The organism is Kineosporia succinea (assembly GCF_030811555.1).
Lineage (GTDB): Bacteria > Actinomycetota > Actinomycetes > Actinomycetales > Kineosporiaceae > Kineosporia > Kineosporia succinea.
This window is the reverse complement of sequence record NZ_JAUSQZ010000001.1, coordinates 7,847,317-7,868,502: the sequence shown is the minus strand read 5'-3', so window position 1 is coordinate 7,868,502 and position 21,186 is coordinate 7,847,317. Positions and strand designations below refer to the sequence as shown.

At 71.7% G+C, this 21,186-nt stretch carries 20 protein-coding genes; 10 read left to right on the top strand and 10 right to left on the bottom strand.

The features are described 5' to 3' along the window. Positions 1 to 77 precede the first annotated feature (77 nt). Genes J2S57_RS34355 through J2S57_RS34345 form a run of 3 tightly spaced genes read left to right on the top strand, consistent with a single transcriptional unit; the run spans position 78 to position 3,972 of the window. Positions 78 to 1,127 (top strand): LacI family DNA-binding transcriptional regulator, encoded by a 1,050-nt coding sequence (locus J2S57_RS34355; protein ID WP_307250618.1) that lies wholly within the window; start codon positions 78 to 80, stop codon positions 1,125 to 1,127. Then, on the top strand, positions 1,124 to 2,641 hold the full coding sequence (locus J2S57_RS34350) for a UxaA family hydrolase (protein ID WP_307250616.1): 1,518 nt from the start codon (positions 1,124 to 1,126) through the stop codon (positions 2,639 to 2,641). The genes J2S57_RS34355 and J2S57_RS34350 overlap by 4 nt, the downstream gene beginning before the upstream one ends. Further along, positions 2,638 to 3,972 carry a mannitol dehydrogenase family protein gene (locus tag J2S57_RS34345; protein ID WP_307250614.1) on the top strand — a complete coding sequence of 445 codons (1,335 nt, stop codon included), beginning with the start codon at positions 2,638 to 2,640 and terminating at the stop codon, positions 3,970 to 3,972. Before J2S57_RS34350 ends, J2S57_RS34345 begins: the two co-directional genes overlap by 4 nt. Before the next feature lie 234 nt (positions 3,973 to 4,206). Here J2S57_RS34345 and J2S57_RS34340 read toward each other — a convergent pair whose 3' ends face one another. Further along, positions 4,207 to 5,064, bottom strand: coding sequence for an SMP-30/gluconolactonase/LRE family protein (locus J2S57_RS34340; protein WP_307250612.1), 858 nt, complete (start codon positions 5,062 to 5,064; stop codon positions 4,207 to 4,209). Then, the gene (locus J2S57_RS34335; protein WP_307250610.1) at positions 5,064 to 6,770 is read right to left on the bottom strand and encodes an IlvD/Edd family dehydratase; all 1,707 of its coding nucleotides are present in this window, start codon (positions 6,768 to 6,770) and stop codon (positions 5,064 to 5,066) included. The genes J2S57_RS34340 and J2S57_RS34335 overlap by 1 nt, the downstream gene beginning before the upstream one ends. Positions 6,771 to 6,931: 161 nt before the next feature. Between J2S57_RS34335 and fabG the strand changes: the two genes are divergently transcribed. After that, positions 6,932 to 7,708: a 3-oxoacyl-ACP reductase FabG gene (fabG, locus tag J2S57_RS34330; protein WP_307250608.1), complete on the top strand. Its 777-nt coding sequence runs from the start codon at positions 6,932 to 6,934 to the stop codon at positions 7,706 to 7,708. After that, the gene (locus tag J2S57_RS34325) at positions 7,705 to 8,163 is read left to right on the top strand and encodes a MaoC family dehydratase (RefSeq protein ID WP_307250606.1); all 459 of its coding nucleotides are present in this window, start codon (positions 7,705 to 7,707) and stop codon (positions 8,161 to 8,163) included. The genes fabG and J2S57_RS34325 overlap by 4 nt, the downstream gene beginning before the upstream one ends. 45 nt (positions 8,164 to 8,208) lie before the next feature. Here J2S57_RS34325 and J2S57_RS34320 read toward each other — a convergent pair whose 3' ends face one another. Together J2S57_RS34320 and J2S57_RS34315 are read right to left on the bottom strand one after the other, a co-directional pair. Next, positions 8,209 to 9,417: an acetyl-CoA C-acetyltransferase gene (locus tag J2S57_RS34320; protein ID WP_307250604.1), complete on the bottom strand. Its 1,209-nt coding sequence runs from the start codon at positions 9,415 to 9,417 to the stop codon at positions 8,209 to 8,211. Positions 9,418 to 9,435: 18 nt separating this feature from the next. After that, positions 9,436 to 10,617: an acyl-CoA dehydrogenase family protein gene (locus tag J2S57_RS34315; protein WP_307250602.1), complete on the bottom strand. Its 1,182-nt coding sequence runs from the start codon at positions 10,615 to 10,617 to the stop codon at positions 9,436 to 9,438. Between the two features lie 89 nt (positions 10,618 to 10,706). On the opposite strand from J2S57_RS34315, the gene J2S57_RS34310 reads away from it, so the two are divergent. The 5 genes from J2S57_RS34310 to J2S57_RS34290 all read left to right on the top strand — a co-directional run bounded on the left by J2S57_RS34310 (position 10,707) and on the right by J2S57_RS34290 (position 15,712). Continuing rightward, positions 10,707 to 11,369 (top strand): QsdR family transcriptional regulator, encoded by a 663-nt coding sequence (locus J2S57_RS34310; RefSeq protein WP_307250600.1) that lies wholly within the window; start codon positions 10,707 to 10,709, stop codon positions 11,367 to 11,369. Beyond that, positions 11,366 to 11,758 (top strand): acyl-CoA thioesterase, encoded by a 393-nt coding sequence (locus J2S57_RS34305; protein ID WP_307250598.1) that lies wholly within the window; start codon positions 11,366 to 11,368, stop codon positions 11,756 to 11,758. The genes J2S57_RS34310 and J2S57_RS34305 overlap by 4 nt, the downstream gene beginning before the upstream one ends. An 83-nt stretch (positions 11,759 to 11,841) precedes the next feature. Then, positions 11,842 to 12,888 (top strand): phosphotransferase family protein, encoded by a 1,047-nt coding sequence (locus J2S57_RS34300; protein WP_307250595.1) that lies wholly within the window; start codon positions 11,842 to 11,844, stop codon positions 12,886 to 12,888. A 10-nt stretch (positions 12,889 to 12,898) separates the two neighbouring features. Continuing rightward, complete coding sequence (locus J2S57_RS34295) at positions 12,899 to 14,113, top strand: acyl-CoA dehydrogenase family protein (RefSeq protein ID WP_307250593.1); 1,215 nt, start codon at positions 12,899 to 12,901, stop codon at positions 14,111 to 14,113. A gap of 36 nt (positions 14,114 to 14,149) precedes the next feature. Further along, a complete protein-coding gene (locus tag J2S57_RS34290; protein ID WP_307250591.1) occupies positions 14,150 to 15,712 on the top strand; it encodes a long-chain-fatty-acid--CoA ligase in 1,563 nt (520 codons plus the stop codon). Between the two features lie 64 nt (positions 15,713 to 15,776). On the opposite strand, the gene J2S57_RS34285 is transcribed toward J2S57_RS34290, so the two are convergent. From J2S57_RS34285 to J2S57_RS34260, 6 genes are all read right to left on the bottom strand, one after another. Continuing rightward, positions 15,777 to 17,078: an ABC transporter substrate-binding protein gene (locus J2S57_RS34285; RefSeq protein WP_307250588.1), complete on the bottom strand. Its 1,302-nt coding sequence runs from the start codon at positions 17,076 to 17,078 to the stop codon at positions 15,777 to 15,779. Further along, positions 17,075 to 18,130: a branched-chain amino acid ABC transporter permease gene (locus tag J2S57_RS34280; protein WP_307250586.1), complete on the bottom strand. Its 1,056-nt coding sequence runs from the start codon at positions 18,128 to 18,130 to the stop codon at positions 17,075 to 17,077. The genes J2S57_RS34285 and J2S57_RS34280 overlap by 4 nt, the downstream gene beginning before the upstream one ends. Further along, a complete protein-coding gene (locus J2S57_RS34275) occupies positions 18,127 to 18,999 on the bottom strand; it encodes a branched-chain amino acid ABC transporter permease (protein WP_307250584.1) in 873 nt (290 codons plus the stop codon). Before J2S57_RS34275 ends, J2S57_RS34280 begins: the two co-directional genes overlap by 4 nt. A gap of 75 nt (positions 19,000 to 19,074) precedes the next feature. Further along, a complete protein-coding gene (locus J2S57_RS34270; protein ID WP_307250583.1) occupies positions 19,075 to 19,788 on the bottom strand; it encodes an ABC transporter ATP-binding protein in 714 nt (237 codons plus the stop codon). Then, positions 19,785 to 20,501 (bottom strand): ABC transporter ATP-binding protein, encoded by a 717-nt coding sequence (locus tag J2S57_RS34265; protein ID WP_307250582.1) that lies wholly within the window; start codon positions 20,499 to 20,501, stop codon positions 19,785 to 19,787. The genes J2S57_RS34270 and J2S57_RS34265 overlap by 4 nt, the downstream gene beginning before the upstream one ends. A 94-nt stretch (positions 20,502 to 20,595) precedes the next feature. After that, positions 20,596 to 21,174, bottom strand: coding sequence for a TetR/AcrR family transcriptional regulator (locus J2S57_RS34260; RefSeq protein ID WP_307250581.1), 579 nt, complete (start codon positions 21,172 to 21,174; stop codon positions 20,596 to 20,598). Positions 21,175 to 21,186: the final 12 nt, after the last annotated feature.

Below are 21,186 nucleotides of genomic sequence, written 5' to 3'. Positions count from 1 at the left end.
TGAAAATGGTCAAAGCAAGCAGCCTTTTACAAACGCCATGGTCTGTGTAAACGTTTGTGTCGAGGAGTGGAGGTCCCGTGGCGGTGACGATCCGTGACGTGGCGCGGGTCGCGGGCGTGTCCACGGCAACCGTGTCCCGGGCGCTCAACGTGCCCGGCAAGGTCGACGAGGTCACCCGCGCCCGCGTGGTGGCCGTGGCCGACGAGCTCGGCTACCGGCCGAACCGGGCCGCGCGGGGCCTGATCACCGGCCGCACCGGCAACCTCGGCCTGCTGGTCCCCGACCTGGCCAACCCGTTCTTCCCCGGCCTGGTGAAGGGGGTGCAGTCCCGCGCCCTGGAGGCCGACCAGCAGCTGTTCGTCGTCGACACCGACGAGGACGCGGAGGCCGAGAGCGAGCTGGTGCGGCAGCTGGCCAAGCAGGCCGACGGGCTGGTGCTGTGCTCGCCCCGCATGCGCCCGGCCGGGCTGCGCGAGGCGGTCAGCCTGGCGCCGACCGTGCTGGTGAACCGGGCGCTGCCCCGGGCCTCCAGCGTCACCTTCGACAACCGGGGCGGCGCCGCGCAGCTGCTGAACCACCTGGGCGGGCTCGGGCACCGCCGCATCGGCTTCCTGGGCGGCCCGGCGGGCAGCTGGTCGGCGGCCCAGCGACTGCGCGGGCTGCGCGAGGCCGCGGCGTCCCACCGCGTCACCCTGAAGGAGCTGGGCCCGGTCGCCCCGACCTTCGAGGGTGGTCTCGGCGCCGCGAGGGTGGTGCTGCAGGCCCGGGTGAGCGCGGTCGTGGCCTTCAACGACCTGGTGGCCGTCGGCCTGGGGCAGGCCCTGGCCGACCGCGGTGTCGACGTGCCCGGCGAGCTGAGCGTGGCCGGCTTCGACGACATCCCGATGGCCGGCATGCTGCGTCCCTCCCTGACCACCGTGGCCATGCCCCTGCACCAGGCCGGGCGCGAGGCGGTCGAGCTGATGCTGGCGCACCTGGCCGATCCCGAGCTGGGCCCGCAGCGCCGCGAGATGCCGACCACCCTGCGCGAGCGGGGCTCCACCGGCCCGGCCCCGAGGCCGCGCCGGGCCGCCCGACCGGACCGCACCCGACCAGACCGCTCCCGACGATCGGACGACGACGAATGAGCATGCTGCTGCGCCTGGGGCCCGACGACGATGTCGCGGTGGTGCGCCGCGAGGTGGCCGCCGGTGACGAACTGGAGCCCGGGCTGCTCGCCGGCCAGGCCATCCCCGCCGGGCACAAGGCCGCGGTGCGAGACCTGTCCCAGGGCGCCGCTGTGCGCAAGTACGGCCAGGTCATCGGCATCACCACCCGTCCGGTGCGGGCGGGGGAGCACGTGCACACCGACAACCTCGCCTTCATCGACGACGGCCCGGGCGAGGCGGGCGTCCGCGCGCAGGGCGTCACCCTCACGCCGCCCGCCGACCTGCCCCGCACGTTCCTCGGCCACCACCGGGCCGACGGGCGGGTCGGCACCCGCAACAGCATCGCGATCCTGACCACCGTCAACTGCTCGGCCGGGGTGGCCCGGGCGATCGCGAGGCGTACGGACGACGTGGTCCGGGAGGATTCCGGCGGCCGGGTCGACGGGGTGGTCGCCCTCACCCACGGAACCGGCTGCGGCATGGCCAACTCCGGTCCCGGGTGGGACATCCTGCGCCGCACCCTGACCGGGTACGCCCGCCACCCCAACATCGGCGCCCTCGTCGTCGTCGGCCTGGGGTGCGAGGTCAACGAGATGACCGGTGTGCTGGCCGATCTCGACCTGTCCCCGGAGATCCCGCTGGTCTCGTTCACCATCCAGGACAGCGGCGGCACCCAGGCCGCCGTGGCCCGAGGGGTGTCCGTGGTGCGCGAGCTGGCCTCCGACCTGGCCCGTCAGGAGCGCCGTCCGGCCGACGTCTCCGAGCTGGTCCTGGGCCTGCAGTGCGGGGGCTCGGACGGCTGGTCGGGGCTGACGGCCAACCCGGCGCTGGGCGTGGCCAGCGACCTGCTGGTCGCGGCCGGGGGCACGAGCATCCTCGGTGAGACCCCCGAGATCTACGGCGCCGAGACGCTTCTCATGCGCCGCGCCACCTCGTCCCACGTGGTCGACGACCTTCGTGCGCGCATCGAATGGTGGCGGGAGTACACCTCGTCGCTGGGCACCACCCTCGACGGCAACCCGTCGCCGGGCAACAAGGCCGGCGGCATCACCACCATTCTCGAGAAGTCGCTCGGCGCCGTCGCCAAGGCCGGGCACAGCCCGCTGTCGGCCGTCGTCGGCTACGGCGAACCGGTGCCCCGGCCCGGTCTGGTCTTCATGGACACCCCCGGCTACGACCCGGTCTCGGTCACCGGCATGGTCGCCGGCGGCGCGACCCTGCTGTGCTTCACCACCGGCCGTGGCTCGGTGCTGGGCAGCCGCCCGGCGCCCACCCTGAAACTGGCCACGAACGCTGAGCTGGCCCGCCGCATGGCCGACGACATCGACGTGGACTGCTCCGACATCGTCGAGAAGGGCACGAGCGTGGCCGAGGTCGGGCGCCGCATCTACGACCTGGTCGTCGAGACCGCCTCGGGCCGGGCCACCCGCAGTGAAGACCTGGGAGCGGGCCAGGAAGAGATCGTCCCCTGGCAGATCGGAGCAGTCCTGTGACCCGCCTGACGCCCGCCACCGCACCGCCCGGCACCCGCGTCCGTGCTTTCGGCCCGTCGGCCCCCGTCGGCATCGTGCACCTGGGCATCGGCGCCTTCCACCGGGCCCACCAGGCGGTCTACACGCAGGAGGCCGATCCCGACGGAGCCTGGGGCATCTGCGGTGTCACCCAGCGCTCGGCCACGGTCGCCGGGCACCTGCGCCCGCAAGATGGTCTCTACACCGTGCTGCAGCGCGACGCCGACCACACCCGGGCCGACGTGGTCTCCCAGGTCCACGACGTCATCGACGGCAGCACCGAGACCGGCCGCCTCACCGAGCGTCTCGCCGACCCCCGCGTCCAGGTCGTCACCCTCACCGTCACCGAGAAGGGCTACCGGCCCGGTGGTGCCGTCGGCCGGCTGATCGACGGCCTGCAGGCCCGCAGGCGCGCCGACGCCGGACCGGTCACCGTTCTGTCCTGCGACAACCTCAGCGGCAACGGCGAGGTCCTGTCCCGGCTCGTGCTCGACCACCGCGACGACGACCTGGCCGCCTGGGCCGCCACGAACGTCCGTTTCCCCAGCTCGATGGTCGACCGCATCGTTCCCGCCACCACCCCGGCCGACCGCGACGAGGTCGCCCGCCGGCTCGGCGTCGACGACGCGGGACTGGTCGTGGCCGAGCCGTTCCGGCAGTGGGTGATCGAAGACCGATTCGCCGCGGCCCGCCCCGCCTGGGAGAAGGCCGGCGCCGAGCTGGTCACCGACGTCGCCCCCTACGAACGCCGAAAACTCCGCGTCCTCAACGGGACCCACTCGCTGCTGGCCTACCTGGGAGCCCTCGCCGGGTACCCGACCATCGCCGAGGCGGTCGCCGACGACTCCCTGGCCGGCGCCGCCTGGCAACTCATCGAGCACGACGTCGCCCCCACCCTGGCCGCCGACGGCCTCGACGTCACCGGCTACGGGCGCACGGTACTGGAACGGTTCGCCAACCCCGCGCTGCGTCACCGCACCGTCCAGGTCGCGATGGACGGAACCCAGAAACTCGGCCCCCGCCTGCTCGGCACCATTCGCGACGCCCGCGCCGTGGGCCACCTGCCCCGGGCCGCGACGCTCGCCGTGGCCGCCTGGATGGTCTACGTCGAACGGGCCACGACCGAGAACGACCTTCCTCTGGACGATCCCCAGGCCGACGTCCTGCGCGAGGCCGTCGGGTCGTCCTCCGATCTGGTCGCCGCCCTGCTGTCGCTGGAAGCGGTATTCGGCGCCGATCTGCCCGAGGACCGCGAATTCCGCGCGCTCCTGGGTGATCTGGTGGCCCAGGTCCGCGCCGGAAGCATCCGCTGAGGACTCCATCGAAAAGCCGCGCGACTCCGGTGAAAGGTCACCGCTCACCTCGGGCACAGGGGGCAGAGCGTGCAGCTGGAAAAGGATCCCCTGAGCGGGAACGGCACTGAATTCGCTCAGGGGCGAAGCTGTCTCATGGCGGCGAACGACGGGAACGTCCGGGAATGCCCGGTCGGGCCGGAGGACGACTCACGGCTGTCGGGGGCCTATCAGCAGGTGTTCGGGCGGTAGCCTTCACAAGGCTTCCAGCGGAGCCACTTTCCAGGCGTTCGCCGGTAAACCGCGCTGAGAGGTGCGATGCGTCAGCAGCGCGCCGGCGCGATCGGAAGGGGGGACGCCGGGTAGGGCCTGGTCGGCCGTCGTCACCACGAGGGTGTCGAGTTCGGGACCGGTGAACGCGCAGCTCGTGGTCAGGGGCGCACCGGTCTCGAGTCGCTCGAGAAGGACGCCCTGGGGCGAGATCACGCGGATCTGCCCGGCTCCCCAGACGGCGACCCAGAGGTTGCCCTCGGCATCGACGGTGAGCCCGTCGGCCCCGCCCATCGCGACCAGCACGTGGCGGGAGCCGACGGTGCCGGAGTCCGGGTCGTAGCGGCGGCGGTACACGATGCCGGGGATGGTGTCGATCTGGTACATCGTGGCGCCGTCGGGGCTCCAGCCCAGGCCGTTCGACAGCGACAGGTCGTCGTCGAGCACGGTCACCGAGCCGTCGTGCTCCAGCCGCCACAGGTGCTCGGCCCCCCGGCGGTTGTCGAGGGCCATGCTGCCGACCACGAAACGCCCTGCCGGGTCGCACGTGCCGTCGTTGAGGCGGCTGTTCACGTCGGAAGGGATCAGCGTCAGGGACCCGACGCTGTCACCGGTCGGATCCACGTGCTCCAGCCCCCGCCGCAGCGCCAGCAGCAGATCGCCGGACTCGCTGTGAACGACCGCGCTCAGCGTGGGTTCGCGTTTGAGCACCACGTGGGGCTCGGACAGTCCCTCCCAGACCCGGCCACCCTCGATGTCCACCCACCGTACGACGTTGCGTGCCTCGTCCCAGATCGGTCCCTCACCCAGAATGCAGTGGGTTCCCCCGACAACCTCGAACATCAGTGCGACTCCCGCGATACCTGGTCACCGGAGGAGCCGACGAGGAAGTCCAGGTCGGCGCCGGTGTCAGCCTGAAGAACATGGTCAACGTAGAGCTTCTCCCAGCCCCGGGTCGGTGCCGCGTACGCGGCGGCCGCTTCGGGGCTGGAGGTTCGGGTGGCCAGTTCGTCGGTCGGGACGTCCAGCGTGAGCGTGCGACCGGGGACATCGAGGATGATCCAGTCGCCGTCGCGTACCAGTGAAAGGGGCCCGCCGGCGGCGGACTCCGGGCTGACATGGAGGACCACGGTTCCGTAGGCCGTGCCGCTCATCCGCCCGTCGCAGATCCGCACCACGTCGCGGATCCCCGCCTCCAGCAGCTTCTTCGGCAGCGGCATGTTCGAGACCTCGGGCATGCCCGGGTATCCCTTCGGACCGCACCCCCGCAGAACCATCACGGAGGCAGCATCGACCGGCAGGTCGGGGTCGTCGACGCGGGCGTGGAAGTCCTCGATGCTGTCGAACACCACGGCCCGCCCCCGGTGCCGGAGGAGGTGCGCCGACGCCGCGGCCGGCTTGATCACCGCCCCCGACGGCGCGAGGTTGCCGCGCAGCACGGCGATCCCGCCCTCCTCGAGCAGCGGCCGCGGGCGGGGCCGGATCACCTCAGGGTCCCAGATCGGCGACGAGCCCAGGTACGACACCAGCGGTTCCCCGGTCACCGTCAGGGCCGTGGGGTCCAGCAGGTCCGAAACCTGCTCGAGCACGGCCAGGAGCCCGCCCGCGCGGAACAGGTCGTCCATCAGGAACCGCCCGGCCGGCGCCAGGTCGACCAGCAGGGGCACCCGGGAGCCGATGCGGTCGAAGTCCTCGAGCGTCAGGTCGATCCCGAGCCGCCCGGCGACGGCCAGCAGGTGCACGACCGCGTTCGTCGAGCCGCCGATCGCGGCCAGGGCCACGATGGCGTTGTGGAAGGACGCCTTCGTCAGGATCGTGCTCGGGCGTCGTTCGGACCGCACGAGATCCACCGCCAGCACGCCGGTCTCGTGCGCGGCCACCAGGAGGCGGCTGTCGGGCGCGGGAGTGCCCGCGGTGCCCGGGATCACGGTACCGAGGGCCTCGGCGAGCAGGCCCATGGTGGACGCGGTGCCCATCGTGTTGCAGTGCCCGCGGCTGCGGATGGTGGCCGACTCACTCCTCAGGAAGTCCTCCTGCGACAGGGTTCCCGCCCTGACCTCCTCCGACAGGCGCCAGACGTCCGTGCCGCAGCCCAGCGGCACCCCGCGGAAGGTGCCGGTCAGCATGGGCCCGCCGGGAACGACGACGGCCGGGATGTCGACGGAGGCCGCGGCCATGAGCAGCGAGGGGATGGTCTTGTCGCACCCGCCGAGCAGCACCACACCGTCGATCGGGTTGGCGCGCAGCATCTCCTCGGTCGCCATCGCGGCCATGTTGCGCCACAGCATCGCGGTGGGCCGCACCAGGGTCTCGCCGAGGGAGACGACGGGCAGCTCGAGCGGGATGCCGCCGGCCTCGTAGATGCCGTTCTTCACCGACCGCGCGACCTCGTCCAGGTGCGAGTTGCAGGGCGTCAGGTCGGAAGCGGTGTTGGCGACGGCGATCTGCGGTCTGCCCTCGAAGGCCGAGTCGGGCACGCCGCGTCGCATCCAGGCCCGATGGATGTAGGCATTGCGGTCGTCGCCCGCGTACCACGCGTCACTGCGCATTCCCGGCACCGTAGCTGGCCGCGGCACCCACGACCAGCCCTATGTGGGTGTTCGGCCGGAGGTATCTTCCGGCCGTCTTCCGGCGGCGGGCGAACTCGGCTAGATTTCTCATACCGACTGGTCGGTTCTGTAGCTCCACTCACTGCCGAGAGGAAGCCATCGTGAGTCCTGAGCCTTTCACGCCTCCGGCCACCCGGGTCGCCGTCGTCACCGGCGCCGCCCGCGGCATCGGCGCGGCGACCGCCCGGCGCCTGGCGGCCGACGGTCACCACGTGGCGGTCGTCGACCTCGACGAGTCGCAGGCCCGGGCCACGGCCGACGAGATCACGGCCGCCGGGGGCACCGCGATCGCGGTGGGCGCCGACATCTCCGGCGAGGACACGGTGACGCAGGCGCTCGAGCGCGTCGTGGCCGAGCTGGGTGAGCCCACGGTGCTGGTCAACAATGCCGGGATCCTGCGTGACAACCTGCTTTTCAAGATGTCCGCCGGGGACTGGGACGACGTGATCACCGTGCACCTGCGCGGCGCGTTCCTGATGAGCCGGGCCGTGCAGCGCTACCAGGTCGCGGCGCGCTGGGGCCGGATCGTGAACCTGTCGAGCACCTCGGCCCTGGGCAACCGGGGGCAGGTCAACTACGCCGCCGCCAAGGCCGGTCTGCAGGGCCTGACCAAGACGCTGGCGATCGAGCTCGGGCCGTTCGGGGTCACGGCCAACGCGGTCGCGCCCGGCCTGATCGAGACCGCCATGACGCAGGCCACCGCGGCCCGGATGGGTGTCGCGTTCGAGGATTTCGTCGCGGCCGCGGCGGCCGAGATCCCGGTGCGGCGCACGGGCCGGCCCGACGACGTGGCGGCGGCCGTGGCGTTCTTCTGTTCTCCCGAGGCCTCTTTCGTCAGTGGGCAGGTGCTCTACGTCGCCGGGGGGCCACGCTCATGACGATCGACGTGGAATCTCCCGCCGCACTGCCCGACGCGGTGGGCCGCTCGGCGACCGGGGAGTGGCTGCGCATCGAGCAGCGCCGCATCGAGCTCTTCGCCGACGTCACCGAGGACCACCAGTGGATCCACCTCGATGCCGAGCGGGCCGCGGCCGGCCCGTTCGGGGCCACGGTCGCGCACGGCTACCTGACGCTCTCGCTGATTCCCCGCCTCACGCACGGTCTTCTGCGCGTCGGCGGGGTCGAGATGATCGTCAACTACGGCCTCGACCGGGTGCGGTTCGTGACCCCGGTGGCCGTGGGCTCACGGGTGCGCGCCACCACCACCGTCGTCTCGGTCGAGCCGTCGAGCAGTGGCACCAAGGCGATGATGGACGTGGTGGTCGAGATCGAGGGGCACGAGCGGCCCGCGATCGTGGCCCGGTCGATCGCACTGATCGTGCCCGCGGCCTGAGTGCCTGGTCCCGCCGAGCCGGGACCAGGCACCGCTGGGGCGGTGTCAGCTCACCCGCTCGAGCACCATCGCCATACCCTGACCGCCGCCGACGCACATGGTCTCGAGCCCGAAAGTGCCGTCGCGCTCCTGCAGCCCGTGGATCAGCGTGGTGGTGATGCGGGCCCCGGTCATGCCGAACGGGTGGCCCACCGCGATGGCCCCGCCGTGCACGTTGACCTTGTCGAGGTCGGCGCCGATCTCCTTGGCCGAGGGCAGCACCTGCGCCGCGAAGGCCTCGTTCAGCTCCACCAGGTCGATGTCGCCGATGGTCAGCCCGGCCCGCGACAGGGCCCGGCGGCTCGCCTCGACCGGTCCCAGGCCCATGATCTCGGGCGACAGGCCGGTCACGGCGGTGGACACGATGCGGGCCAGGGGAGTGAGACCGAGCTCGTCCACGACCCGGTCGCTGACGATCACCAGCGCGGCCGCCCCGTCGTTGAGCGGGCAGGCGTTGCCGGCGGTGACCGTGCCGTCGGGCCGGAAACGCGGCTGCAGCCCGGCCAGGGTCTCGACGGTGGTGCCGGCCCGGGGGCAGTCGTCGGCCGCGATCACCGTGCCGTCGGGCAACGTGACCGGTGTGATGTCCCGTGCCCAGAAGTCTTTCGACGCCTCGGCCCGGCCCTGGCTCAGGGCCGCGAACGCGTCCTGCTCCTCGCGCGTGGTGCCGGTGAGCTGGGCGACGTTCTCCGCGGTCTGGCCCATGGCGATGTAGACGTCGGGCAGAGACCCGTCGTCCTGCCACGTCGTGCCGCCCTCGGCGGCCCGGGCGGTGCGCGAGACGGCCTCGGCGAAGCGTGGATTGGTCAGGTCCTCACCCGGGATGTAGTCGCTGCTGCCGCGGTTCATGCGGCTCACCGCCTCGACCCCGGCCGAGACGAACACGTCGCCCTCACCGGCCCTGATCGCGTGCAGCGCCATGCGGGTGGTCTGCAGACTCGAGGAGCAGTAACGGTTCACGGTGGTGCCGGGCACGTCGCCGAGCCCGGCCAGGATCGCGACCACCCGGGCCATGTTCATGCCCTGCTCGCCGCCGGGCATGCCGCAGCCCAGCATCAGGTCTTCGACCCGGGCCGGGTCCAGCTGCGGCACCTGCGCCAGCGCGGCCTGGACCATCGCGGCGGCGAGGTCGTCACCGCGCATGCCGGTCAGCGAGCCCTTGTGGGCCCGGCCGATCGGCGAGCGGGCGGTGGCGACGATGTAGGCCTCGGCCATCTCAACTCCCAGAATTGTTCACACGAACGCGGAAACACCGGTGATGTCGCGCCCGACGATGAGGTTGCTCATGTCGCGGGTGCCCTCGAGCGAGTAGAGGGCCTCGGCGTCGGCGAAGTATCGCACCACGCCACCGGAGAGCGTGATCCCGTTGCCGCCCAGCAGCTCCCGGCACCAGGCCACCACCTCGCGGGCCCGCGACGTGGCGTAGCCCTTGGCCAGGGCGGCGTGTGCGTGGCTCTGACGGTCTTCGTCCTCCATGCGCGAGACCTGCACGCACATCGCCAGGCAGGCGGTGATGTTGCCCAGGCACTGCGCCAGCCGGTCCTGCACGAGCTGGTACGAGGCCAGGGGCTTGCCGAACTGCTCGCGTTCGCCGACGTAGCGCAGCGCGGTCTCGTAGGCGCCGATCGCGACGCCGACCGACTGCCAGGCCACGCCGGCCCGGGTCAGGCGCAGGACGGTCGCCACGTCGTCGAAGCCGAGAATGAGCGGCAGCCGGTCGCTCTCGTGCACCTCGACGTTCTCGAGCGTGATGTCGGCGTTCTGCACGATGCGCAGCGACTGCTTGTCGTCGATCTTGGACGCGTGGAAGCCCGGGGTTTCCCGGCGCACCAGGAAACCCTTCACCTGCCGGTCGGCGACGTCGCGCGCCCACACGACCACCACGTCCGCCATCGTCGCGTTGCCGATCCAGCGCTTGGCGCCGTGGAGAACCCAGGTGTCACCGCGGCGTTCGGCCGTGGTGCGCAGACCGCGCGCGGAGTCGGAGCCGGACAGCGGCTCGGTCAGCGCGAACGCCCCGATCAGCTCGCCCCGGCTCATCGGCGGCAGCCAGGTGCGGCGCTGTTCGGGCGAGCCGCCCCGGGCGATCGCGTTCATCGACAGGCCGCTCTGCACGCCGACGAACGTGGCGGTGGACGCGTCGACGCGTCCGATCTCCATCGCCACCCAGCCACGGAACACGGAACTGTTCTCGAACCGGGCGGTCTCGGGGATCTGCATCCCGAACAGGCCGAGTTCGGCCAGCGGCTTGACGATCTGGTGCGGGAACTCGGCACGGGCCCAGTAGTCGTTCGCGATCGGCCGCACCTCGTGCTCCAGGAAATCCCGGATCTGCAGGGCCTTCTCCTGCTCGAGCGGGCTCAGGTCGGCCTGGAAGCCGTAGAAGTCGGCGTGGAGCGTGGAAGGTACCGCCATGATCCCCTCGATCGTCGTCGTCCGAGCCGGGCGTGCATCACTTCGCAGAATGTTGCACCACGCAGGTGTGCGCGGTCTAGAGTCGGTCCATGCCGCTGAGCGACGACCTGGCCGAACTCCCGGGCTTCCACGGCACCTCCCTGGCCCTGATCGGCACCGCGAGCGCACCCTCCTGGCTCTCGCGGCGGCTCGAGAGCGGCGAGCACCCGCACACCCGGGCGGCGTTCCGGGCGGCCCGGGAGACGTTCATCGCCGGTGACCGTATCGACATGGGACGTCTCGCGTCCGGTCTCGGGGTCGACCGGACGTCGCTGTTCCGCTGGGTGGGCAACCGGGACAGCCTGCTGTCCGAGGTGCTGTGGTCGCTGGCGGTGCCGACGTTGTCCCAGGCCGACGGTGTGCCTGCCGCGCCGGGGGCCGAACGGGTGGTGGCGGTGCTGACCTCGTTCGCCCAGAACCTGATCTCGGCCACCTATTTCCGCACGTTCCTGCGCCGTGAACCGGCCCGGGCCCTGCGGTTGCTGACCACCGACGAGAGCGAGATCCAGCGCCGCTACGTCGCGGTGGTCGAGCACCTGGTGCGCTCCGAGCTCGGTGAGCAGCCGTTCGGTGCGGCCATCACCCCGCACGACCTGGCGTATCTGCTGGTGCGGATCTCGGAGTCGCACACCTACGCCGACCTGATCACCGGTGACGAGCCCAGCACCGAGCGGGTGCGGGCGGCCTTCGCGTTCGTGATGAGGCCGGCATGAGCGCCCACGAACAGCTCTTCCCGACCCGCTGGAACGACAACGACCAGTACGCCCACGTGAACAACGTCGTCTACTACGAGGCGATGGACACCACGATCAACACCTGGCTGATCGGGGCCGGGCTGCGGGAGAGCGGAACCATCGCCCTGTGCGTGTCGTCGGGATGTGAGTACCACGCGCCGATCTCGTTCCCCGACGTGATGCGGGTCGTGCTGCGCACGGGCCGGGTGGGCACCAGCAGCGTCACCTGGAACCTGGAACTCCATCGCGGGGGAGACGGGGACCCGGTCGCGACCGGTCGCTTCGTGCACGTCTTCGTCGACCCGGGCACCCGCCGCCCGGTGCCGATCCCCTCGGCCCTGCGGGAGGCCGTCGAGCGGCTCGTCTGAGAACAGGACTCCTCCGCAAACCGACCGCGCGGTATGCTAGCCGGGCGACGACGCGTCCCCAGTTCCACGCGGGAGGATCAAGGATGATCGAAGGCCCGACGCCCGGTCTCGACGTGCCCCTCTTCGAGTCCTGGCTGAGACAGGCCCACCCCGCCCTCGGTGGCGCCGGGCCGCTCGCCGCCACCCTGATGACCGGCGGGCGCTCCAACGTCACCTACGGCATCACCGGCGCCGCGAGACCTCTGGTGCTGCGCCGCCCGCCGCTCGGGCACGTGCAGGCCACCGCCCACGACATGTCCCGCGAGCACCGGGTGATCAGCGCCCTGCGCGGCACCGCCGTGCCCGTGCCCGAGGCGCTGGCGCTGCAGGCCGTCCCCGACGCGTCCACCGGTGTCGACGCCCCGTTCTTCCTGATGAGCCGCGAACCCGGTCACGTCCTGGCCCGGCGTCACCACAACGCCGGCCACACCCCGGAGCAGCTGCGCCGCGTCAGTCTCGAGCTGGTCCGCCTGCTCGCCGAACTGCACCGGCTCGACCCGGCCGCGGTCGGGCTGAGCGACTTCGGCCGTCCCGGCGGTTACCTGGAGCGTCAGCTGCACCGCTGGGGCCTGCAGTACGACGGCTCCCGTTCCCGCGACCTGCCCGCCCTCGACCGGCTGCAGCGGCGACTGCGCGAGCGGGTGCCCGGCACCGTGCGAACCGGTCTGGTGCACGGCGACTTCCGCCTCGACAACACCCTCGTGCAGGTCGACGGCGACGCCTCGCCGATCCGTGCGATCCTCGACTGGGAGCTGTCGTCGCTGGGCGACACCGCCGTCGACATCGGCCTGCTCGGGCTGTACTGGGAGATCAACCTGATCAGCCCGCACGCCGCGTTCAGCGCCGTCGACCCGGAGGCGGGGTATCCCTCGTTCGCCGAACTGCTCGACACCTACGGCGAGATCCTCGGCACCCGCGTCGAGCACCTGTCGTGGTACCGCGCCTTCGCCGCCTACAAGCTCGCCGTGATCCTCGAGGGAGTGCACTTCCGGCACCGGGCCGGCGGCACGGTCGGCGAGGGCTTCGAGACGGTCGGCGACCTGGCCGTCCCGCTCGCCGAGCACGGCCTGAGCGTTCTGTCGCAAGCCTGAGGAGACCAGCGTGGACTTCGCACCGGATCCAGCCAGCCAGGAGATCACCGAGCGGGCGCGCCGTTTCGTCGCCGAGCAGGTGCTGCCCGCCGAACCGGAACTGGAGAAACAGCTCGCCGCCGAACCGGCCCACTGGGGCCGCACCCCGATCATTCACGACCTGCAGGACCGCGCCCGGGAGGCCGGGCTGTGGAACCTGTTCCTGCCCGGTGCGCACGGCGCCGGTCTCACGCAGCTGCAGTACGCGCCGATCGCCGAGCTCACCGGGCACTCGCCCCAGCTGGCCCCGGTGGCGATGAACTGTGCCGCCCCCGACACCGGGAACATGGAGCTGCTGGCCCAGTTCGGCACCCCGGCCCAGCAGGAACAGTGGCTGGAACCCCTGCTCGAGGCCCGGATCCGCTCGGCGTTCTGCATGACCGAGCCCGGTGTCGCCTCCTCGGACGCCACGCAGATCGCGACCCGCATCCGCCGCGACGGTGACGACTGGGTGATCACGGGGCGCAAGTGGTGGTCGACGGGCGCCATGAGCCCCGACGCACGTCTGCTCATCGTCATGGGCGTCACCGATCCGGACGCCCCGCGTCACCGGCAGCAGAGCATGGTGCTCGTGCCCCGCGACGCGCCGGGGGTCCGGGTCGTGCGTCCGCTGAGCGTGTTCGGGTACGACGACCGTGACCACGGAGGTCATGCCGAGGTCGCCTTCGACGAGGTGCGGATGCCCGGTGACGCGATCCTCAGTGCGCCCGGCGAGGGGTTCGCGATCGCCCAGGCCCGGCTCGGGCCCGGGCGCATCCATCACTGCATGCGGGCGCTGGGCGGCGCTGAGCGGGCCCTGGACCTGATGCGCGAACGGGCCTCGTCCCGCTCGACGTTCGGGCGTCCGCTGGCCGACCAGGGGGTGGTGCGGGAGTGGATGGCGCAGGCCCGGATCCAGGTCGAGGCGCTGCGGCTGCTGGTGCTCAAGACCGCCTGGCTCATGGACACGGCCGGGAACCGGGCCGCGATGACCGAGATCCAGGCCATCAAGATCGCGGTGCCCCGGGCCGTTCTGGGCATCCTCGACCACGCCGTGCAGCTGTTCGGTGCCGCCGGGGTCTCGGGCGACGCGCCCCTGGCGGCGCTGTGGGCCGGGGCCCGCGCGCTGCGCCTGGCCGACGGGCCCGACGAGGTGCACCTGTCGTCGCTGGGCAAGGCCGAGCTCCGCCGCGCACCCGTTCTGTAAGGACCCACCCTCAAGGACGAGACAGGGGATCCAAGGATGAGCAAAGACGAAGCCCTGACCGGCCCGGGGCACGGCACCCTCTCGGTCGCCGCGATCCTGGCCGAGACCGCCCGCCGCACCCCCGACCGCACGGCGCTGGTCATCGGCGAGCACGCGGTGCGCTACGGCCCGCTCTGGGACCAGACCCGTTCCTACGCGGGCGCTCTGGCTGCTCGCGGGATCGGGCCCGGAAGCCGGGTGGCCCTGCTGATCCCGAACGTGCCCGACTTCCCGCGGGTGTACTACGCGGTGCTGTCGCTGGGGGCGGTGGTGGTGCCGGTGCACCTGCTGCTCAAGTCGGGCGAGATCGAGCACGTGCTGCGGGACAGTGGCGCCTCGCTGCTGGTGGTGGCCGCGCCGCTGCTGGCCGAGGGCCTGCCGGCGGCCGCGGCGGCCGGGGTGCCGGTGGTGACGGTGATGCTGCCCGACGGGAACCCGGGCCCGCGCCTGGAGGACGAGGCGCGCGAGAGCACACCGATCCGCCATTATGTCTCGGTCAATCCGCTGGCCCCGGCCACGATCCTCTACACCAGCGGCACCACGGGGCGCCCGAAAGGCGCGGTCTCGAGCCATCTCGCGCTGGTCGAGCAGGTGCACGTCGCGCTGATCGACAGCGGAGAGGTGGGGCCGGACGACGTGATCTTCGGCGGGCTGCCGTTCTTCCACACCTTCGGCCAGTCGTCCGTGCTGAACATCGGTTTCCGGCGCGGAGCCTGCGTTCTGCTGCTGCCCCGCTTCGACCCGGACGAGGCCCTGGCGCTGATGGTGCGGCACGGGGCGACGATCTTCACGGCGGTGCCCACGATGTTCCTGGGCGTGGTGCAGGCGGCGGCCCGTACCGAGGCCAGGCCGCCGCTGAAGTATGCGGTCTCGGGCGGTGCGGCGTTGCCGGTGCCGTTGCTGGAGGCCTTCGAGAAGACCTACGGCGCCGAGGTTCACGAGGGCTACGGCCTCACCGAGACCTCCCCGACGGTGTCGTTCAACTACGTGGGGGAGCCGACCCGGCCGGGCACCGTCGGGCGCGCGCTGTGGGGGGTGGACGTGGAGATCGCCGACCCGGTCGTGGAGGACGCGATCGTGTACCTGGAGCGCGGGCGGCTGGGGGAGGTCGTGGTGCGGGGGCACAACCTGTTCAAGGGCTACCTGGGCAACCCGGAGGCGACCGCGTCGGTGCTCGTCGACGGCTGGTTCCGCACCGGTGACCTGGGAACCCTGAGTGCGGACGGCGTGCTCACGATCGTCGACCGCAAGAAGGACATGATCGTGCGCAACGGCTACAACGTGTACCCGCGCGAGGTCGAGGACGTGATGGTGCGGCACCCGGCGGTCGCCCAGGTCGCGGTGTTCGGGGTGCCCGACGACGCGCACGGCCAGGAAGTGCAGGCGGCCGTGGTGCTCGCGCCGGGTGCGGAGGCCACGGCGCAGGAGATTCTGGACTTCACCCGGGAGCGGGTGGCGGCCTACAAGTACCCGCGGGTGGTGCACGTGCGGGAGTCCCTGCCGACCGGTGTGAGCGGCAAGCTCCTCAAGCGCGAACTGGTCGCGCAGTACCTGGCCTGAGAAGAAGCCCCCGGCGCGGGTTCTGGCCCGCACCGGGGGCATCTTCGTGGGGTGGGAGGTGTGACTACGGGGCCGGGACGCCCTCGCCGCTCAGAGGGACGGCCTGCCCGGAGAACGGCTCGACCGGGCCGCCCTCCGCGTCGGTGGTGAACACCTGCCCGTCGACGTAGGCCTGAACCCCCTTGCTGACGACGGTGATTCCCGCTCCGGCGAACGGGTCGTGGTTGTCGGCGGAGAATCCGGCCGGGGTGATGCCGTTCGACATCACCTCACCCGATCGCAGGGCCTCGACGATGCTCTCGCGGGTGGGACTGTCGCCGGCGCGGCTCAGGGCCTCGGCGAAGGTGTAGGCCATCGACATGCCGTAGACGGTGTTGCCGGTGAACGGGGCGTCGGCGTTGTACTCGGTGTTGATCTGCCGGAACAGCTCGACCCATTCGTCGTCGGCGTCGAAGGGCAGGTAGTTCGCCGCGACCAGTCCCTCGAGCAGCTTGGGCCCGATGTCCTCGCCGAGATAGCCCACCAGGCTGGGGTAGTCGCCGCCGGAGGACGAGGCCGCCCACTGGGCGGGGTAGCTCATCTTGGCGGCGGTGCCGAGGGCGATCGCGGTGAACGGGGTGACGGTGGCCAGGAGGTTGACCGTGCAGCCGGCCGCCTTCAGGGCACCGATCTGGGCGGTGAGCGACTCGTTCGAGACCGCGTACTCCTGCTCGGCGGTGAGGTCGCCCAGCACCTGCTTGATCCCGGTGGTCAGGTCGGCGCCGAAGTCGTCGTCCTGGCGCAGCACGCAGAACTTCGCGTCCGGGTTCTTCTCCTTCAGGTAGTGCGCCAGGATCTTGCCCTCGCGCACGTAGTCGAGGTTGAATCCGAAGGTGTAGGGCGACTTCTCGGGCTGGTTCCAGAGGCTGGCGCCGGAGGCGACGAACAGGTCGGGCACCTTCTGCTGGTTGAGGTAGTCGACGACGGCCGAGTGCGTGGGGGTGCCGAGCCCGTTGACGATCGCGAAGACCTTGTCCTGCTGCACCAGTTCGCGCACGACGGTGGACGTGGTGGCCGGGTTGTAGCCGTCGTCGCGCACCACGTACTCGATCTTCCGGCCGTTCACTCCTCCCTTCGCGTTGAGGTAGGCGAAGTAGGCGGACGCGGCCTTGGAGATCGGGGAGTACCCGGCCGCCGCGGGGCCGGTGAGCGGGGTGTGGGTGCCGATCTTCACCGAGGTCCCGGTGATGCCGGGGGTGTCCTGGGTCTGGGCGCCACCGTTCGAGTCGGCGGGCTTGCTGCAGGCGGCCAGACCCGCCCCGAGCAGGCTCAGGGTGATGAGCGCGATGGCCGGACGGCGGACTGCGGACCGTGAACGCGACGTCATTGTCTGTCCTTTTCCAGTGTGGGGATGGGCGTTACGGATGGTTCGGTGGGACTCGTGCGGGACCTTCGGGCGGGTCGTCGGAGCAGGCTGACCAGCCCCGCGGGGGCGGCGAGGGTGAGCCAGATCAGCAGCAGCCCGAAGAGCAGCACGGCGAGGTTGCCGTCGAGTCGCCGGGCGAGCTCGGGCGAGAGGTCGACCGCGGACGTGGCCTGGCCGATGAGCCAGGGCAGCAGCACCACCAGGGCGGCGCCGATCGCGGCCCCGGCGAGGCGGCCGGTGCCCCCGACGACGACGGCGACGACCAGGAGCAGCGACAGGGACACGCCGTAACCGCCCGGCCGGACGCCGGAGTCGACGAAGCACAGCACGCCGCCACCGGCCCCGGCCGACGCGGCGGACACGACGAAGGCCAGCACCTTGGTGCGCCCGGGATGCACACCGGCCAGGGCGGCCGCCACCTCGTCGTCCCGAACGGCCCGCATGCGCACCCCGGTGCGCCCCGCGTCCACCATCGACAGCACGGCCAGGACCACGGCGGCGACGGTGAGTGCGACCCAGGCCTGCCACTGCTCGAGAGCGATCAGGCGGGAGAGGCTTTCGGGAACGGAACGGAAGGCCACCATGAGGCCCTGGTCACCGCCGAGTCCACCGATCTCGTTCGTGAGGGCGGGCAGCGCCATGACGACGGCGAGGGTGAGCCCGGCCAGGTAGGGCCCGTGCAGGCGCGCGCCGGCGGTGCCCAGGAGCAGGCCGACGACGGCGGCGGTGATCACCGCGGCGGCGAGACCCAGCACGGGCTGGAGCGGCCCGGGAACACTGGTCTCGGTGGCGTTGACGGTGAGCGCGTAACCGTAGCCGCCGCAGGCCATCAGGGCGGCGTGCCCGAGGGAGAGCTGCCCGGTGCGGCCGATGAGCAGGCCGAGTCCCGCGATCGCGCACAGGTGGGCGGCGATCAGGGCCAGGAGATAGTTGCGGTACGGGTCGAGCAGGAAGGTGCCGCCGATCGCCAGGACCAGCCCGGCGACGGTGAACAGGAGGATGCGCTGCTTCATACCCGTCGCGCCTCCGCCCCGGCGAAGAGCCCGGCCGGTCTGAGCAGGAGCACGGCGATGAGCAGGGCGAGCACGCCGAGCGGGGCGACGCCCGCGCCCAGGTAGCCGGTGACCAGACTGATGAGGACGCCGACGAGAAGCCCTCCGATCACGGCGCCCTCGGGGGAGTCGAGGCTGCCGATGACCGCGACGGCGAACGCGCTGACGAACAGGGCGTCACCGGCGTGCGGGTGCAGGCCGAGGTCGCCGGGCAGGGCGAGCATGACGGCGAGCGCGCCCACGGCGGTGGCCAGGATCCAGCCGATGGTGCGCATGCGGGCGGCGGGAACGCCGAGCAGGCGGGACATCTCGGGGGCGAAGGCGGCGGCGCGCATCTGCAGGCCGAGGGAGGTGCGGGTGAAGAGCAGGCGCAGGGTGGTCATGAGGAGGACGGCGACGGTGATGGCGAAGAGGTCGTAGGGGGAGAGGGTGGGGACGCCGGCGACGGAAAGGGGGCGGTCGTCGAAGGGGGTGGGGACGGGGCGGTACTCGGGTCCGGCGAGGATGCCGGTGAGGGCCTGGAGCACCATGACGGTTCCGATGGCGAGAATGACGCCGGCGAGGGGGTTCTGGGTGGTGCGCATGATGCCGCGTTCGACGGCGGCGCCGAGGGCGGCACCGGTGAGGACGGCGGTGAGCAGGCCGATCCAGTAGCTGCCGGTGAGGGTGGTGGTGGCCAGGGCGAGGTAGCAGGCGGCGACGGCCATGGCGGCGGCGGCGAAGTTGATGATGCGGGTGGAGCGCCAGATCAGCACGAGGGAGAGGGCGAAGAGGGCGAAGACGACGCCGTCGGCGGTGCCGGCGGCGACCAGGAAGACGAAGCGTTCCATGCGGTGGCCTTTCGGTGGCCGGGTCAGTGATGGTCTATGGCGTGCGGTTGCTTTCGGTGCCCTTTCAAGGCCCTTTCAGTAACCGAGGTAGGCGTGTCGGAGGGCGTCGTCCTGGGCGATGTGGGCGGCGGGGCCGTCGGTGCGGATCCGGCCGAGGTGCAGCACGACGCCCCGGTCGGCGACGGAAAGGGCGCTGGCGGCGTTCTGTTCGGCGAGCAGGACGGTCAGGCCGGTGCGGTCACACTCCTGGCGCAGGGTCTGCATGATGGTGTGAACGACCTGGGGGGCGAGGCCGAGCGAGGGCTCGTCGAGCAGGAGCACGTCGGGGGTGGCCACGAGGGCGCGGGCGAGGGCGAGCATCTGGCGTTCGCCGCCGGAGAGCTGGTGGCCCAGGGCGTGGCGGCGACGGGCGAGGGGTTCGAAGCGTTCGTACTCGGCGTCGATGTGCTGGCGCAGCGTGGTGCGGTCGTGGCGCCACAGACCGCCCAGGCGGAGGTTCTCGTCGACGGTGAGCTCGGTGATGACGCCGCGGCCTTCGGGGACGTGGGCCAGGCCCTGGCGCACGCGCTGCTCGGGGTCGAGCCGGCTGATGTCGCGGCCGCGCAGGTGCACGGAGCCGGTGGTGGGCATGAGGCCGGAGACGGCGCGCAGCAGGGTGGTCTTGCCGGCGCCGTTGGCTCCCAGGAGGGTGACGACCTGGCCGTCGGGGATGCTCAGGTCGAGGTCGTGCAGCACCGGTTCGGCGCCGTATCCGGCGGTGACGGAGCGTATGTCGAGGGCCGCGCTCATCGGTTCACCGTGATCCCGAGGTAGGCCTGCTCGACGGCGGGGTCGCGGCGCACGTCGTCGGGGCGGCCGGTGGCGATGACGCGGCCGAAGTCGAGCACGACGACGCGGTCGCACACGCCCATGACGAAGTCGACGTGGTGCTCGACCAGGAGCACGGCGCAGTCGTCGGTGGCGACGTCGCGGATGGTGGTGGTGAGGTCGTGGACGTCGTCGGGGCCGAGGCCGCCGGCCGGTTCGTCGAGCAGGAGCAGGTGGGGGCGGGTGGCCAGGGCGCGGGCGAGGGCGACGCGTTTCTGCTCGGGATAGGGCAGCGCGCCGACCGGTTCGGCGGCGCGGTGGGTCAGGCCGGCTCTCTCGAGGGCGGCTTCGGCGTGCCCGGGGCGGTCGAGCACGCCGACCAGGACGTTCTCGCGCACGCTGAGGCCGGGCAGGACGCCGAGACCCTGCAGGGTGCGGGCGACGCCGGCGGCGGTGAGCTGGTGCGGGCGGCGGGGAGCGGGGGCGCCGGAGATCTCGATCGTGCCGGTGCGGGGGCGGGTGAGGCCGCACACGGCGTTGAACAGGGTGGTCTTGCCGGCGCCGTTGGGACCGATGAGGCCCACGACCTCGCCGTCGTGGACCTCGAGGTCGACGTCGACGAGGGCGTCCAGGCCCCCGAAACGCACGCCGAGGGCCTGGATCCGCAGGCGGGGCGGGTTTTGCTTCGACACCATCGACACCTCATCGAGTCGGGTGTCGACAGGTTACGACCTAAACCGACCGGACGGTATGTGTTTGTCCGAAGTAGGCGGATCCAGGGCCGGGCGGTCAGTCGGTCCGGATGGAACGCAGGAACATGTCCGTCAGCTGATGGGCCAGTGTCGTCTTGTCCTCCGCGCCGGCCGGGGAGTACCACGACGACAGGTAGTGCAGGTCGGAGAAGAAGTGGGCCGTCATCACGGTCACCGGGACGTCGGTGCGGTACAGCCCCTCGGCCTGGCCCTGGGTGAGCAGACCGGTGAAGACGTCGTGGTAGGCCCGGCGGCGGCGGGTGACCTCCTGCTGGCGCGGTGCCGAGAGCATGTGCTGGCTGCGGAAGAAGACGGTGCCCTCGAGCAGGAAGTCGACCGAGGTCTCGACCACGTCGACACAGACCCGGCGCACCGTCTCCTCGACGCCGAGGTTCTTCTCGACGATGGCGTGCAGGTGCTCGGTCTGGACGGTCAGGATGCGCTCGTAGATGGCGAAGAGCAGGTCGTCCTTGGACTGGAAGTAGTGGTACAGGGCGCCTTTGGTGACACCGGCGGCCTCGACCAGCTGCTGCACCGAGGTGTTGGCGTACCCCTGTTCGGCGAACAGCTCCAGGGCTGCCCGCATCACGTCGTCCACGACGCTCTTCTGCCTCATGGGGACATCGTG

Coding starts and splice junctions, on each gene's coding strand:
- J2S57_RS34350 (WP_307250616.1), top strand. CDS start 1,124: ATGAGCATGCTGCTGCGCCTGGGGCCCGACGACGATGTCGCGGTGGTG.
- J2S57_RS34340 (WP_307250612.1), bottom strand. CDS start 5,064: ATGTTCGAGGTTGTCGGGGGAACCCACTGCATTCTGGGTGAGGGACCG.
- J2S57_RS34335 (WP_307250610.1), bottom strand. CDS start 6,770: ATGCGCAGTGACGCGTGGTACGCGGGCGACGACCGCAATGCCTACATC.
- J2S57_RS34325 (WP_307250606.1), top strand. CDS start 7,705: ATGACGATCGACGTGGAATCTCCCGCCGCACTGCCCGACGCGGTGGGC.
- J2S57_RS34320 (WP_307250604.1), bottom strand. CDS start 9,417: ATGGCCGAGGCCTACATCGTCGCCACCGCCCGCTCGCCGATCGGCCGG.
- J2S57_RS34315 (WP_307250602.1), bottom strand. CDS start 10,617: ATGGCGGTACCTTCCACGCTCCACGCCGACTTCTACGGCTTCCAGGCC.
- J2S57_RS34310 (WP_307250600.1), top strand. CDS start 10,707: ATGCCGCTGAGCGACGACCTGGCCGAACTCCCGGGCTTCCACGGCACC.
- J2S57_RS34305 (WP_307250598.1), top strand. CDS start 11,366: ATGAGCGCCCACGAACAGCTCTTCCCGACCCGCTGGAACGACAACGAC.
- J2S57_RS34300 (WP_307250595.1), top strand. CDS start 11,842: ATGATCGAAGGCCCGACGCCCGGTCTCGACGTGCCCCTCTTCGAGTCC.
- J2S57_RS34290 (WP_307250591.1), top strand. CDS start 14,150: ATGAGCAAAGACGAAGCCCTGACCGGCCCGGGGCACGGCACCCTCTCG.
- J2S57_RS34285 (WP_307250588.1), bottom strand. CDS start 17,078: ATGACGTCGCGTTCACGGTCCGCAGTCCGCCGTCCGGCCATCGCGCTC.
- J2S57_RS34280 (WP_307250586.1), bottom strand. CDS start 18,130: ATGAAGCAGCGCATCCTCCTGTTCACCGTCGCCGGGCTGGTCCTGGCG.
- J2S57_RS34275 (WP_307250584.1), bottom strand. CDS start 18,999: ATGGAACGCTTCGTCTTCCTGGTCGCCGCCGGCACCGCCGACGGCGTC.
- J2S57_RS34270 (WP_307250583.1), bottom strand. CDS start 19,788: ATGAGCGCGGCCCTCGACATACGCTCCGTCACCGCCGGATACGGCGCC.
- J2S57_RS34265 (WP_307250582.1), bottom strand. CDS start 20,501: ATGGTGTCGAAGCAAAACCCGCCCCGCCTGCGGATCCAGGCCCTCGGC.
- J2S57_RS34260 (WP_307250581.1), bottom strand. CDS start 21,174: ATGAGGCAGAAGAGCGTCGTGGACGACGTGATGCGGGCAGCCCTGGAG.